14 protein-coding genes are annotated in these 13,963 nt (G+C 64.1%); 8 read left to right on the forward strand and 6 right to left on the reverse strand.

Going from position 1 to position 13,963, the window contains the following annotated elements:
• Positions 1-59: 59 nt before the first annotated feature.
• On the reverse strand, positions 60-1,016 hold the full coding sequence (locus tag Q7V20_RS18495; RefSeq protein WP_304794660.1) for an AraC family transcriptional regulator: 957 nt from the start codon (positions 1,014-1,016) through the stop codon (positions 60-62).
• A 180-nt stretch (positions 1,017-1,196) separates the two neighbouring features.
• Here Q7V20_RS18495 and Q7V20_RS18500 point away from each other — a divergent pair, with 180 nt between their 5' ends.
• From Q7V20_RS18500 to Q7V20_RS18515, 4 genes are all read left to right on the forward strand, one after another.
• Entirely contained in the window at positions 1,197-2,228 is a 1,032-nt protein-coding gene (locus Q7V20_RS18500; RefSeq protein ID WP_304794663.1) for a 2Fe-2S iron-sulfur cluster-binding protein, read from the forward strand.
• A gap of 13 nt (positions 2,229-2,241) precedes the next feature.
• On the forward strand, positions 2,242-3,444 hold the full coding sequence (locus tag Q7V20_RS18505; RefSeq protein ID WP_304794666.1) for an alkane 1-monooxygenase: 1,203 nt from the start codon (positions 2,242-2,244) through the stop codon (positions 3,442-3,444).
• Positions 3,445-3,603: 159 nt separating this feature from the next.
• Positions 3,604-5,166: a methyl-accepting chemotaxis protein gene (locus Q7V20_RS18510; RefSeq protein ID WP_304794669.1), complete on the forward strand. Its 1,563-nt coding sequence runs from the start codon at positions 3,604-3,606 to the stop codon at positions 5,164-5,166.
• 29 nt (positions 5,167-5,195) lie between these two features.
• Positions 5,196-6,002, forward strand: coding sequence for an EAL domain-containing protein (locus tag Q7V20_RS18515; protein ID WP_304794672.1), 807 nt, complete (start codon positions 5,196-5,198; stop codon positions 6,000-6,002).
• On the opposite strand, the gene Q7V20_RS18520 is transcribed toward Q7V20_RS18515, so the two are convergent.
• On the reverse strand, positions 5,992-6,804 hold the full coding sequence (locus Q7V20_RS18520; protein WP_304794676.1) for an exodeoxyribonuclease III: 813 nt from the start codon (positions 6,802-6,804) through the stop codon (positions 5,992-5,994). The two genes, Q7V20_RS18515 and Q7V20_RS18520, sit on opposite strands and share 11 nt — an antisense overlap.
• A 14-nt stretch (positions 6,805-6,818) precedes the next feature.
• Here Q7V20_RS18520 and pyrE point away from each other — a divergent pair, with 14 nt between their 5' ends.
• The 3 genes from pyrE to Q7V20_RS18535 are packed head-to-tail and all read left to right on the forward strand — an operon-like array spanning position 6,819 to position 8,887.
• Positions 6,819-7,496 (forward strand): orotate phosphoribosyltransferase, encoded by a 678-nt coding sequence (gene pyrE, locus Q7V20_RS18525; protein WP_304794679.1) that lies wholly within the window; start codon positions 6,819-6,821, stop codon positions 7,494-7,496.
• Positions 7,497-7,521: 25 nt separating this feature from the next.
• A complete protein-coding gene (locus tag Q7V20_RS18530) occupies positions 7,522-8,217 on the forward strand; it encodes a hypothetical protein (protein WP_304794682.1) in 696 nt (231 codons plus the stop codon).
• Entirely contained in the window at positions 8,204-8,887 is a 684-nt protein-coding gene (locus Q7V20_RS18535; protein ID WP_304794685.1) for a hypothetical protein, read from the forward strand. Before Q7V20_RS18530 ends, Q7V20_RS18535 begins: the two co-directional genes overlap by 14 nt.
• A gap of 6 nt (positions 8,888-8,893) precedes the next feature.
• On the opposite strand, the gene gatB is transcribed toward Q7V20_RS18535, so the two are convergent.
• Genes gatB through gatC form a run of 4 tightly spaced genes read right to left on the reverse strand, consistent with a single transcriptional unit; the run spans position 8,894 to position 13,056 of the window.
• Positions 8,894-10,378 (reverse strand): Asp-tRNA(Asn)/Glu-tRNA(Gln) amidotransferase subunit GatB, encoded by a 1,485-nt coding sequence (gene gatB, locus Q7V20_RS18540; protein ID WP_304794687.1) that lies wholly within the window; start codon positions 10,376-10,378, stop codon positions 8,894-8,896.
• Between the two features lie 28 nt (positions 10,379-10,406).
• Positions 10,407-11,255 carry a metal-dependent hydrolase gene (locus Q7V20_RS18545; protein WP_304794690.1) on the reverse strand — a complete coding sequence of 283 codons (849 nt, stop codon included), beginning with the start codon at positions 11,253-11,255 and terminating at the stop codon, positions 10,407-10,409.
• A complete protein-coding gene (gatA, locus tag Q7V20_RS18550) occupies positions 11,252-12,760 on the reverse strand; it encodes an Asp-tRNA(Asn)/Glu-tRNA(Gln) amidotransferase subunit GatA (protein WP_304794693.1) in 1,509 nt (502 codons plus the stop codon). Before gatA ends, Q7V20_RS18545 begins: the two co-directional genes overlap by 4 nt.
• The gene (gene gatC, locus Q7V20_RS18555) at positions 12,757-13,056 is read right to left on the reverse strand and encodes an Asp-tRNA(Asn)/Glu-tRNA(Gln) amidotransferase subunit GatC (RefSeq protein ID WP_304794696.1); all 300 of its coding nucleotides are present in this window, start codon (positions 13,054-13,056) and stop codon (positions 12,757-12,759) included. Before gatC ends, gatA begins: the two co-directional genes overlap by 4 nt.
• A 286-nt stretch (positions 13,057-13,342) precedes the next feature.
• Here gatC and Q7V20_RS18560 point away from each other — a divergent pair.
• The coding region (locus tag Q7V20_RS18560) for a rod shape-determining protein (protein ID WP_304794698.1) at positions 13,343-13,963 on the forward strand (621 nt) is incomplete at its 3' end.

A 13,963-nucleotide genomic window follows, 5' to 3' on the forward strand; every position in this document is an offset into this window, starting at 1 on the left:
AGGATCTGCGTCCGGCCAACGCCGCTGAACCTGCGAAAAACCAGGCCTTATCCCGAGAGTCAAGGATTCAGGCGGTTGCACTGGTCTCTGTATTCCGACGGGGCCACGCCTTCCCAGCGCTTGAAGGCCCGCCGGAAGTTGGCTTGGTCGTTGTAACCCAGGCTGTAGGCAATCTCCTGGATCGACAGTTGCCGGCCTTTCAGGTGCTGCACGGCCAGCATGTGGCGCACTTCTTCGAGGAGGTCGTGGTAGGAGCTTTTTTCATCCAGCAGCCGCCGGTGCAGTGTGCGCGGCGTCAGGTGGAAGAGCCGCGCCGTGACCTGCAGCGAAGGGAAGCCGTTCTGCCGCTCCAGCAGGATGCGGCGGACCCGGGCGCTCATGGACGTTTGCTCGGCGCGCTTGTCGAGCTCACGCTGGCAGATGCGCGCAGCTTCTTCAAAACTGGCCGGGTCGGCCGTGCTCAGCGGCTCGTCCAGCACGTGCACGGGCACCGCGAAGCCAGTCCACGACTGGCCGTAGTGAACCTCGCACTTGAACATGTCCCGGGCCAGGGCCGCATGCTCGGGCTCGGGGATGCTGAAGCAGACCCGCGTGACCTGGCATTGGCCCATGGTGAGGTGGTCAAGCAGGTTCTTGACCGTCAACACGATGGCCTCCATCACGGCGGTTTCGATCTCGCCCATGGGGTGGGTCGGTTCGAAGATGAGCTCCAGTTCGCCATCCCGGATGCGGTGACTGACCGACACCAGCGTGGTCCGCACGCCAATGAAGCGCTCGAACAGGTCCATGGCCTGGCGCAGGGTGCCGCTGTTCATCGCGGCATAACCCAGCATGCCGTGCGTGTTGATGCGCAGGCGTTCGCCGACCAGCAGGCCCAGGGCCGGCTCATCGGAGAGCCGCAAGCCCTCGCTCATCAGGCGCTGGAAGGTCTGGTAGTTCAGACCCCGCGTGGAGTCGGCCAGATCGGCTTCGGTCAGGCCAGCCTGTGCCAACCAGTGCGGGACGTCGATGTTCATCCCCGCGACCAGATCGGCGATGAGTCGGACATAGTGAACGGGGAGCGTGAAATCTGGCACCGGGGCATTGTCAATAAATGACCCGTTAATGTCAATCCGCAACCTCGCGCGAAAGGCTTGGGATTTTTACCATTCACCCATCGTCAGCCATGGTGCCGACCCAGCGTCCGCCGAGGAACCATGTTTTCATTCTTCTCACGCAAAGGCCCCGTCACCGCGCACATCAACGCGGTGCCGGTCACGGTCAACCCCAAGGAGACCCTGCTGCAGGCCGCTTTGCGCCAGGGCATCGACTTCCCGCACAGCTGCCGGGTGGGGGGCTGCGCCTCGTGCAAGTGCAAGCTGGTCGAAGGCAAGGTCAAGGAGCTGACCCAGACCAGCTACATCCTGTCCGACCAGGACCTGGACCAGGGCTACATCCTGGCCTGCCAGAGCGTGCCGCAGGGCGATGTGCGCATCGAGTTGGACCTGTCCGCCCAAGCCGCCAAGCGCCGTGTCGAGGGCCGGGTCATCGGCCAGGACCGGCTCACCAGCGACATCGTCCGCCTGCGTGTGCAATTGGATGAATCATTGCCCTACAAGGCGGGTCAGTTCGCCAACATCGGCATCGCGTCCCAGCCCGGCGTGAGCCGCAGCTACTCGTTCGCCACTGCGGTTCAGCCTGATGCGCAGGTGAGCTTCTTCGTGCGCAAGGTGCCCGATGGCCAGTTCTCATCCCTGATCAACGACGCCAATGTGCTGGGTCAGGCCATGAGCATCGAAGGCCCGATGGGCGACTTCTGGTTGCGCCCGGCCGAGGCCCCCTTGCTGCTCATCGCGGGTGGCAGCGGCCTGGCCCCCGTGCTGGCCATCCTGCAGGATGCGCTGGACAGCGGTGTGAGTCGCCCGGTGACCTTGCTGTTCGGGGCCCGCCGCCAGGGCGACCTCTACGCCCTCGACACGATCCAGACCATCGCGCGCCAATGGCCCGCGGCGTTCCACTTCGTGCCGGTGTTGTCGGAAGAGCCCGAAGGCTCCAGCTGGCCAGGCCTGCGCGGCCTGGTGACTGGCCAGGTCGCTGCGCACCTCCAGGAGGGCGCCCATGCCTACCTGTGCGGCCCGCCCGCCATGATCGACAGCGCCGTGAACATCCTGCGTGACCACGGCGTGCCGCGCGACCACATCCACGCAGACCGATTCACCACCCAGCAAGACGTTCTCGTCACCGCCTGAAAGCACCACCACCATGATGTTCTTTCACTACCTCAAGTACTTCCTCTTCCACGCGATCGGCTTTTTCTCGCTGGCCTTGCTGCTCGCGGGTGGCGCCTACATCACGGCCGGTGTGTTATTGGTGCTGGCCGTCTACCTGATTGGCGATGGCCTGTTGGGCGACGACACCTCCACGCCCAAGTTCAAGCACCCCGGCATCCTGACCGTGCAGTTGTGGATGGCTTTGCCACTGCTCTCGCTGATCGTGTTCACGGCCGTCTGGTCCGTCAGTGCTGGCGATCCCTTCGGGTATGGCGCTTTCGTCACCCAGCTCACCGGCTATGACGTCATTGCCGCGCGGGATGCCACCTTCTGGGCGCACCGCATCTCCATCTGGCTCGGCGCTGGCCTGATGATCGGCATGATCGGCACGATCACCGCCCACGAACTGACGCACCGTACCTGGGACCCGGTCTCGATGTTCATTGGCCGCTGGCTGCTGGCCTTCAGCTTCGACACCATCTTCGCGATCGAACATGTGTATGGCCACCACCGCTATGTGTCGACCAAGGAAGACCCGGCCACGGCGCCGCGCGGCCGCAATGTCTATACCCACATCGTGGCGTCGACCATCAAAGGCAACATCAGCGCGTGGAACATCGAGGCCAAGCGCCTCAAGCGTGCTGGCCAGGGCTTGTTCTCGTGGCACAACGCCGTGATCCGTGGCCACGGCATGAGCCTGCTGCTGGTGGCCGCCGCCTATGCCATCGGTGGCTGGGCCGGTGCGGGCTTCTTCGTGGCCTGTGCGCTGTGGGGCAAGTCGCTGTTGGAAATCGTCAACTACATGGAGCACTACGGCATGGTGCGCGACCCGGATGCGCCGGTGCAGCCCCGCCACTCCTGGAACACGAACAAGCGCATCAGCTCGTGGGCGATGTTCAACCTGACCCGCCACTCGCATCACCACGCCCAAGGCGAAGTGCCTTATCAGGACCTCAAGCCTTTCCCTGATGCCCCCATGATGATCAACGGCTACCTGACCACCATCATGGTGGCCATGCTCCCGCCGCTGTGGCACAAGCTGATGACCCCCAAAGTGTTGGCCTGGGACCGCGACTACGCCAGCCCTCGCGAGCGCCAATTGGCCGCCGAGGCCAATGCGGCCAGCGGTATCCCGGCAATGATGGCCATGGCGGCACGCCAGCAATCGGGCGAGCAGGTCAAGGCGGCGGCCTGAGCCAATCCCGGTGCGGCCAGGTGGTCGTCAGTGCGCCAATGGGTGCTCAATGTGCCCTCAAGTCGCGGTGCTTCGTGCCGAAAATGAGTTGCGCCTTCATGGTTGATGAAACTCCATCAGCCGGTGTGCCCAACATTCAGCCTCGGCCCGGGAAACAGCATGACCTTCAATCAGATGACGGTGGGCAAGCGCCTGTCCGTCGGTTTCGGCTTGGTGTTGACCATTCTCGTGGCGGTCACCGGGGTGGCCATCGTCAAGGTCCAGGCGATCAACGCCGCACTGCGTGCCAACAGCGAGGAACACGCCTCGATTCAACGGTTTGCCATCAACTTCCGAGGTTCGGCGCATGACCGCTCGATCGCCATCCGCGATGTGGTGCTGAGCACCTCACCTGCCGACCGGCAAAAAGAGGTGGCGGCCATCGAGAAGTTGGCGGCGTTTTATGCCCAATCAGCCGGCCCTCTGGAACAGCTGATTGGAACAGCCGAAGACTCGGCCGAACTGAAGCAGCTCTATGGGGCCATCAAGGACATTGAGGCGCAAGCCGTGGCGACCACGAAGTCGATCACCGACATGGTGGACAAGGGCGATGCGGGCGCGCAAGGCCTGTTGTGGTCACAGGCCAAGCCGCAGTACGTGCAGTGGCTGGGCGCCATCAACAAGCTGATCGACTTTGAAGAGTCGCGCATTCAGATTCAAAACAAGGTGGCGCAGGATCAAGCCGACGGCTTTCTGGCCGTGATGCTGGCAGCACTGACCATTGCGCTGGCTTGTGGCGTGGGCTTGGCATGGTCCATCTCTCGCAGCATCGTCAGGCAGCTGGGGGCCGAGCCAGAAGCCTTGGGCAATGCCGCCAGACGCGTGTCGGCCGGTGACCTTCATCCCGTGCCTGGCGCCGCGCAGGCACCGGTCGACAGCGTGTTGGCCTCCTTGGGGGTGATGCAGGCCAGTCTGGCGCAGGTGGTGGGTCAGGTGCGGGAGGCCTCCGACTCGATCGCCACGGGGTCGTCAGAAATTGCCATGGGCAATTCTGACTTGTCGCAGCGCACCGAGCAGCAAGCTTCCAACTTGCAGCAGACTTCGGCTTCGATGGTGCAGATGAATGCCAGCGTGAAGACCAACGCCGACACCGCGCGCCAAGCCACCCAGCTGGCCACATCGGCCAGTGCGGCCGCTGAAAAGGGAGGCCAGGTGGTCCATCAAGTGGTCTCCACCATGGACGACATCACCGCCAGCTCCAAGAAGATTGTCGACATCATCGGGGTCATCGATGGCATCGCTTTTCAGACCAACATCCTTGCCTTGAATGCGGCGGTCGAGGCCGCCCGCGCGGGTGAGCAGGGCCGCGGCTTTGCCGTGGTGGCCAGCGAAGTCCGGAGTCTGGCCCAGCGAAGCGCCGAGGCGGCCAAGGAAATCAAATCGCTGATTGGGGCCAGTGTGGAAAAGGTCGAAGTCGGTTCACGGCTGGTCGAGGACGCTGGTGTGACCATGGACGACATCGTGGCCCAAGTTCGGCGTGTGTCCGACTTGATCGGTGAGATCAGCGCCTCCACCATTGAGCAGACCAGCGGGATTGGGCAGGTCAGTGATGCGGTGAGTCAGCTTGATCAGTCCACTCAGCAAAATGCGGCCCTGGTTGAGGAAAGTGCCGCCGCGGCTGAAAGCCTCAAGCAACAGGCGGCCCGTTTGTCGGAAGTGGTTCGGGTTTTCAAGCTCCTGTGACCACCGTGAAGTCCCCCAGAATCATCACCATGGGCAACCCTTCTTTTCCTGCTGGCTTCATCCCGCTGTCTGGCACCCCGCAAGACTGCAGCGATTGCGGCAAGGCCGAGCGTGTCGGGTTCGATTTTGACTACGCCTTCCAGCCCATTGTCGACTTGGACCGCCACGAGGTCTTTGCCCACGAGGCCTTGGTGCGCGGACCCAATGGCGAAGGGGCCATGACCGTCCTGTCCCAGGTCAACGAGCAAAACCGCTACAGGTTCGACCAGGCTTGCCGGGTCAAGGCCATCAAGGGCGCCAAACGGCTGGGCATGCAGCAGCGCGTCTCCATCAATTTCCTGCCCAACGCCATCTACAAGCCGGAGCTGTGCATTCGCACCACGCTGGAGGCGGCACGGACGCATGGATTTCCGGTCGACCAGATCATCTTCGAGGTGACCGAGGGCGAGCGGGTGGAGGACGGCCCCTGGTTTGCCCAAATCCTGCGCGAGTACAAACGCTGCGGCTTCATGACCGCCATCGATGATTTTGGCGCTGGTTACGCTGGTTTGACCTTGCTGGCCGATTTCCAACCCGACTTGATCAAGCTCGACATGGCCTTGGTGAGGAACATCGATGCCAGCCCGGCGCGGCAGATGATTGTGCGCAGCTTGGTGCGGATGTGTCACGACCTGGGTGTCCGGGTCATCGCCGAAGGCATTGAGACGGCCAACGAGCGAGATTTTCTGCACGACGCCGGGATTCGGCTGATGCAAGGCTACTTGTTCGCCCGTCCCGCCTTCCAGGCCATGGCCGTGGTGGATGCATCCACCTGGGGCCCTGGGGTCAGAGTTTGAAGTCGTAGTCCACGATCAAGGGTGCGTGGTCCGAGAACCACTGCCCCTTGTAGACCGAAGCATGCCGCGCCAATGGCGCCAGGCCTGGCGTCGCCAACTGGTAGTCAATGCGCCAACCCACGTTCTTGGCGCGAGCCTGCCCCCGGTTGCTCCACCATGTGTAGCACTCATCGGTGGTCTCAGGGTGCAGTTGGCGGTAGACATCGACCAGGCCGATGCCCTTTTCAGGATCAAGCAGTGTGGTCATCCAGGCGCGCTCCTCCGGCAAAAAGCCACTGTTCTTGAGGTTGCCCTTCCAGTTTTTCAGGTCCTTCTCGTGGTGCGCGATGTTGACGTCACCCACCAGGATGTATTCGCGCTCGGCTTTCAGGCGTGCCAGGTGAGGCGCAATCATCCCCAGGAAGCGGAACTTGGCCTGCTGGCGGTCTTCCGAGCTGGAGCCGCTGGGAAAGTAGCAGCTGATCAGCGACAGCTTGCGACCAGGTTTGTCAAAGCGCACTTCCACCCAGCGCCCCTCGGCGTCGAACTCGGTGGTGGTGTCGTGCGTGCCCAGGCCGATCAGCACGTCGGACGGTTCATGCTTGCTGTACAGGCCCACGCCCGAGTAGCCTTTTTTCTCGGCATGGTGAAAGTAGCCCTGCATGCCCGCCATGGCCAACAAGTTAGGGGTCAGGTCGGCGGCTTGCGCCTTGAGCTCCTGCACGCCCATACAATCGGCCGCAAGCTCTTCAGCCCACGGGATCAGGCCCTTGTTGGCGGCGGACCGGATGCCGTTCAGGTTGAGTGAGACGAGTCGAAACACAAGGTACTTTCATCATGAGCAACACCCCCTCCACCTCGGCGCTGGCCCAGGATTTCGTGGCCTTCGCGGTTGAATCGCAGGTGTTGCGGTTTGGGGAATTCAAAACCAAGGCGGGGCGGCTGTCGCCCTACTTCTTCAATGCCGGCCTGTTTGACGACGGCGCCAAGCTGGGCCGCCTGGCGCAATTCTATGCACAGCGCCTGCTTGACTCCGGCCTGCAGTTCGACATGCTGTTCGGGCCCGCCTACAAGGGCATCACCCTGGCGGCGGCCGTGTCGATCGAGCTGGCGCGGCTGGGCAAGAACGTGCCCTTTGCCTACAACCGCAAGGAAGCCAAAGACCACGGCGAGGGGGGCACCCTGGTGGGCGCCCCGGTCAAGGGCCGCGTGCTGATCATCGACGACGTGATCTCGGCCGGTACCTCGGTGCGCGAGTCCATCGACCTGATCGCCAAGGCCGGCGCCACGCCCTGCGGCGTCACCATCGCGCTGGACCGGCAAGAAAAAGCCACCCTGAATGGTGAGGAATGTCCGGAAAGTGCCGTTCAACAGGTCGAACAGCACTACCAACTCCCGGTTGTTTCCATTGCGAGCCTGGCCGACCTGTTGCAATATCTGAGTCATCAATCCGACCCCGCGTTGGTCTCATTCCATCCCGCCGTTGCCGCTTATCGGCAGCGTTACGGGGTTTGAGGCGGCGCCACGAGACGCTCAACCCATGCATCGAACCGCGCGACGACTATCCTGGCTGGCACCTTTGGTGGGGGCCTTGTGTGCGCCCGCCTTCGCGGGGGGCACCCTGTTCCGCTGCGGCAGCTCCTACCAGGACCGGCCCTGTGACGCTGGCCAGCCCAGTAAAGTGATCGGCAGCAATGGCGCCAGCCGCGAGCAGCCCGCGGTGGCCGATTCCGCCCCGGTGGATGCCGTGTGCGCCGAGCGGGTCACCCGCGCCAAGCAGATCGTGTGGGCCAAGGAGTCCGGCAAGACGGCCGAGGTGCAACTGGCCACGGCCACCTCGGAGGGCGAGCGCCGTTTGATCGCCGATGTCTACAGCCGCCGTGGTTCGTCCGTGGCGGTGGGCAAGGGTGTTGAAGCTGATTGCATGGCCGAGAGGGCGCGTGCGGCGCAGGCCGCAGCCTTGATCGAGGCCGCCAGCAAGCTGCAGGCTCAGGGCAGCCCCGCCTTGTCACCCGCCCCGGCTGAGTCCGCCCGGCCTGCTGAAACGGCTGTGCCGCGCCAGGCTGCCACCGCCCAAGCTGCCCTGGCCGCCAAGACCGCGCGGTGCCAGGCCGTGAAGGGCCAATTGGACGACGTCACCACCGCTCAGCGGGCTGGTGGCACCATGGCCCACATGGAACAACTCAATCGACAGCGGCAAACGGCCGCAAAGGCATGGCGTGATGCGGGTTGCTGACCTCCGTTTGAATCGGCACTCCTGGTGCGTGGCCGTGCTGGGTGCGGTCGCGATCCTGGGGGCGACTTCGGCGTGGGCTGCGCCAGTCATTTACTCGTGCGACGACGGCAAGGGCCACAAGCTCACCTCGGATCGCCCGATCCAGGAGTGTCTGGACCGCGAGCAGCGCTTGCTCAACAAGGACGGCTCTCACCGCCAGACCGTGCCACCGCGCATGACGGCCGAAGAAATGGCCGTCTACGAAGACCAGCAACGGCTGAAAGCCGTGAAGGAGGCGGCCCGCAAGGACGCCGTCCGCCGTGACCGCAACCTGATGCTGCGTTTCCCCAACGAGGCTGCGCACAACAAGGGCCGCGTGGCCGCGCTGGACGACCTGCGCAAGGCCATCGCCATCTCTGAAAAGCGCGTGGCTGAACTGCAGGCCGACCGCAAGACCTTGGCAACCGAAGCCGAATTCTTCCAGGGCAAGGCCATGCCCTTCAAGCTGCGCTCGCGCATCGAAGACAACGAAGCCACGCAGCAGGCTCAGCGCGACATCATCGTGAACCAGAAGGCCGAGATGGTGCGCATCAACGCGCTGTACGACGCCGAGCTGGCCCGCTTGCGGCGCCTGTGGGCCGGCGCGCCGCTGGGGTCGCAGGCCGCGACGCCTGCCTCGGCGGCGCGCTGATCTTCCTCAGCCTTCGAGCTTCTTCTTCAAAAGCTCGTTGACCGTGGTCGGGTTGGCCTTGCCCTTGGTGGCCTTCATGGCCTGACCGACCAGCGCGTTGAAGGCCTTTTCCTTGCCGGCGCGGAACTCCTCGACCGACTTGGCGTTGGCGGCCAGCACGTCGTCCAGGATCTTTTCCAGCTCGCCGGTGTCGCTCATCTGCTTGAGGCCCTTGGCCTCGATGATGGCATCGATACGGGCGGTGGGCGCAAGGCCTGAAGCCGCCTCCGTCCACAGCACTTCAAAGACTTGCTTGGCCCCGTTGTTGGCAATGGTGCCATCGGCGATGCGGCCGATCAGCGCGGCCAGCAGTTCGGCGCTCACAGGGCTTTGCTCGATGCTTTGCTCCGCCGCGTTCAAGCGCCGCGAGATTTCACCCATGATCCAGTTGGAGACCAGCTTGGGCTGACCGCACGCCTTGGCGGCCGATTCAAAGAAAGTGCCCACGGCCTTGGACTGCGTCATCAACGCCGCGTCATACGCGGGCAGGCCATAGTCGGCCTGGAAGCGCGCGGCCATCGCGCGTGGCAACTCCGGCATCTCGCCGCGCACACGCTCGATCCACTCTGGTGCGATCACCAACGGTGGCAGATCGGGGTCGGGGAAGTAGCGGTAGTCGTGCGCGTCTTCCTTGCTGCGCATGGCGCGCGTCTGGCCGGTGTCGGCGTTGAACAGCACGGTGGCCTGCTGGATGCTGCGGCCATCTTCGATCTCGTCGATCTGCCACTGGATCTCGTAGTCCACCGCCTGCTGGATGAACTTGAAGCTGTTCAGGTTCTTGATCTCGCGGCGGGTGCCAAAGGGTGCGCCGGGCTTGCGCACCGACACGTTGGCATCGCAGCGGAAAGAGCCTTCCTGCATGTTGCCATCGCAGATGCCCAGCCACACCACCAGGGCGTGCAGCGCGCGCGCGTATTCGGCCGCTTCAACGCTGGAGCGCATGTCGGGCTCGGTCACGATCTCCAGCAGCGGCGTGCCCGCGCGGTTCAGATCGATGCCGCTGGATTTTTCGCCGTTGAAGCCGACGAAGTCATCGTGGAGCGACTTGCCCGCGTCTTCTTCCAGGTGGGCGCGTGTCAGTTGCACCGTGTGCTCGACGTCGCCGATGAAGAAGCGCACCGAGCCGCCTTGCACCACCGGGATCTCGTACTGGCTGATCTGGTAGCCCTTGGGCAGGTCGGGGTAGAAGTAGTTCTTGCGCGCGAAGATGGAGCGCGGGGCCACGGTGGCGCCCACGGCCAGGCCGAAGGCGATGGCGCGGTCCACGGCGCCACGGTTCATCACGGGCAGGGTGCCCGGCAAGGCCAGGTCCACCGGGCAAGCCTGGGTGTTGGGGGCGGCGCCAAACTCGGTGGAGGCCCCCGAGAAGATCTTGGATTGCGTCGACAGCTGGGCGTGGGTTTCCAGGCCGATGACGACTTCGTAACCGCGGATGAGGGCAGGTGGGGTCATGGGGCGTTCAGCGTGAAGAATGATGGGTTCAGGGGCGGCTGCCAACGGCGCGGTAGTTCTGGGCGTTTTGTTGCCGCCAGCGCTCAAGCAGTGCCAGGTTGTCGTGTTGCCAGGGGTGGAAGCTGGGCTTGAAGTACGCCAGCCAGTGGGGCAGGGTGTGCCAGGCCACGCCGTCGCGGCCAAACCAGAAGCCCAGCGCGCTGCGGTGGGTGGACCACTTGAAGAACTCGCCGTCGCGGCGCAGCATCTTGCCGGTCTGGATGGCCACCCAGATGTTGAACTCGATCGAGATCAACAAGAAGATCGACACGCGCATCAGGTAGCCGCCGCCGACCGCGTTGTAGGTGTCCATGGCCACGGCCTTGTGCTCGGACTCTTCAGCGGCGTGCCAGGTCCACAGGGCGCGCATCATCGGGGTCATGCGCTCGGTCCAACTGCTGCGGCGCAAGAGGCCATCGCCCAACACGGCGGTGAAATGCTCGTAGGCCGTCGTGATGGCCAGCTTGAAGCGTGGTGACGAATTGCGTGTGAGGTGCATGACACGTTGGAGTGTGCGCTCCACCCAGGCGTCGTAACCCATGGCCAGCAGGTGGTCGTTGTACTGCTGGTGCAGGTGGCGGTGCGTGGCCTCCTGGCCCGCGAACAGCTTGATGTCTTTGGCCAGTTGGGCGTTGCCCTGGCGCTCGACCTCGGGCAGGAAATGGCGCACCGCGTCGATGAAGAACTGCTCACCCACCGGGAACATGAAGGACAGGGCGTTGAACACCTGCGAACGGTAGGCATCGCCCCCGTTCCAGTGCGGCTCAAAGCCCTGGCTCAAATCAATGTCCAAGTGGCGGATGGTCATGTCATGCGATGACGCGGCGGAGGCGCTCATGTCAGGCTCGCGGGCAGGCGCTGATGCCAGTCGGTGGCGTGCTGGAAGGCGTGTGCCGTGTGCAGCAAAGTGCCTTCCTGCCAATAGTTGCCGATGAGCTGCAGGCCCACGGGCAGGCCGTGTTCGCCAAAGCCGGCGGGCACACTCATGCCGGGCAAGCCAGCCAATGAGGCGGGCAGCGTGAAGATGTCGGCCAGGTACTCGGCCAGCGGGTCGGCCTGGCGGCCCCCGTCGGCCGCGATGGGGCGCGCCACGTTGGGCGACACTGGCCCGGCGATCACATCGCAATGCTGAAAGGCCGACTGGAAGTCGTCGGCGATCATGCGGCGCAGCTTTTGGGCTTGCAGGTAGTAGGCGTCGTAATAGCCATGCGACAGCACATAGGCACCGATCATGATCCGGCGCTTGACCTCGGGTCCGAAGCCTTCGGCGCGGGTCTTGCGGTACATGTCGGCCAGGTCGGTGTATTGCTTGGCGCGGTGTCCGAACTTGACGCCATCGAAGCGGCTCAGGTTGGACGAGGCCTCGGCGGGCGCGATGATGTAGTACACCGGGATGGACAGCTCGGTGCGTGGCAGGCTCACGTCCACCAAGGTGGCGCCCAGCTTTTGCAATTGCGCCAGGGCCTGCTTGGTGGCGTCCAGCACGCCGGCGGCCACACCTTCACCGAAGAACTCCTTGGGCACGCCCACGCGCAGGCCTCTCAAAGGCTGCTCGGCCGTGGCGCCAGCGCGCGGTGTTCTCAATCCACTCACAAAATCAGGCACGTTTTGCTGCGCACTGGTGGCATCGCGCTCGTCGAAGCCGCTCATGGCTTGCAACATCAGCGCGCAGTCTTCGGCGGTGCGGGCCATGGGACCGGCCTGGTCCAGCGATGAGGCGAACGCGATCATGCCGTAGCGCGAGCAGCGGCCATAGGTGGGCTTGATGCCGGTGATGCCGGTCAGGGCGGCCGGTTGGCGGATCGAGCCGCCGGTGTCGGTGCCGGTGGCGCCCGCGACCAAGCGCGCCGAGACGGCCACGGCCGAGCCGCCGGACGAGCCGCCCGGGATGCGGTCGGTGGCCCAGGGGTTGCGCGCCAACTGGTAGGCCGAGTTTTCGTTGGCGCCGCCCATGGCGAACTCGTCGCAGTTGAGCTTGCCCACGGTCACCGCGCCAGCCGCCTTCAGCTTGGCCACCACGGTGGCATCAAAAGGGCTGACATAGCCTTGCAGGATCTTGGACGCGGCCGTGGTGGGCAGGTCGCGCGTCACGAAGATGTCTTTGTGCGCGATCGGGATGCCGTCCAGGGGCCCCAGGGACTGCCCAGCAGCGCGGCGCGCGTCGGCAGCAAAGGCCTGCGCCAGCGCGCCATCGGCGTCCACGTGAAGAAAGGCGCCCAAACCGCTGTGCGCGGCAATGCGCGCCAAGGCATGGCGGGTCAGGTCGACACTGGTCGTCTGGCCGGCCGAGAGTTGCTGGCCGGACTGCGCCAGCGTTAAATCATGTAAAGACTGTGCATTCATTCGATCACCTTGGGCACCAGAAACAGGCCGTTTTCCTGGGCCGGGGCGTTGCGCATGTTGGCGTCGCGGTCGTTGGATTCGCTTACCAGGTCCTCGCGCAGGCGCAGGGTCACGTCTTCGATGGCCGACAGGGGGGTGTACAGGGGCTCGACGCCGGAGGTGTCCACGGCGCGCATCTTCTCGACGATGGCGAAAAAGTCATTCAATTGGGTCAGCATGGCGGTTTGCTCCTCGCTGCGCAGTTCCAGGCGCGCGAGTTGGGCAATCCGGCTGACGTCAGCGGGGGTCAGGGCCATGGGTTCCATCCAAGGGTAGCAAAGGCGGTGCCCAGGGAGATTTCACCGGGGCTTGGGGTATTATCCTAGGTTATCCATCACCAGTGAATGCACAACAATTGGGCATGTTGCTGTGGTGGGTTGAACACCATTTCTGATCGTCGCCGGTGCTGTGTCGCCGCGCGGCGCATCTTGTTTGCAAAATTTGCACAAAGGCTTTTCTCGGGTTTGGGGCGATTCGGCGCGTGCGGTCATGCGGCACGGCGGGTGGTCCTTCACCTGATGAGGCTAGCCGGAGAGTTGTCGCATGTACGGAACGTTTCGCAAGTATTTCTCCACCGACCTGGCCATTGACCTGGGCACCGCCAACACGCTGATCTTCGTGCGTGACAAGGGCATCGTGCTGGACGAGCCTTCGGTGGTCGCCATCCGCCACGAGGGCGGGCCCAATGGCAAGAAGACCATCCAGGCCGTCGGCACCGAAGCCAAGGCGATGCTGGGCAAGGTGCCCGGCAACATCGAGGCCATCCGCCCGATGAAAGACGGCGTGATCGCCGACTTCACCGTCACCGAGCAGATGCTCAAGCAGTTCATCAAGATGGTGCATCCGCGCTCGGTGCTCAAGCCGTCGCCTCGCATCATCATCTGCGTGCCCTGCGGCTCCACCCAGGTCGAGCGCCGCGCCATCCGCGAATCAGCGTTGGGCGCGGGCGCCTCCGAGGTCTACCTGATCGAAGAACCCATGGCCGCAGCCATCGGCGCCGGTTTGCCGGTGTCTGAAGCCTCCGGCTCCATGGTGGTCGACATCGGCGGCGGCACCACCGAGGTGGGCGTGATCTCGCTGGGCGGCATGGTCTACAAAGGCAGCGTGCGCGTCGGCGGCGACAAGTTCGACGAGCACATCATCAATTACATCCGCCGCAACTAC

The sequence above is a fragment of the Aquabacterium sp. genome (assembly GCF_030652515.1).
Lineage (GTDB): Bacteria > Pseudomonadota > Gammaproteobacteria > Burkholderiales > Burkholderiaceae_C > Aquabacterium.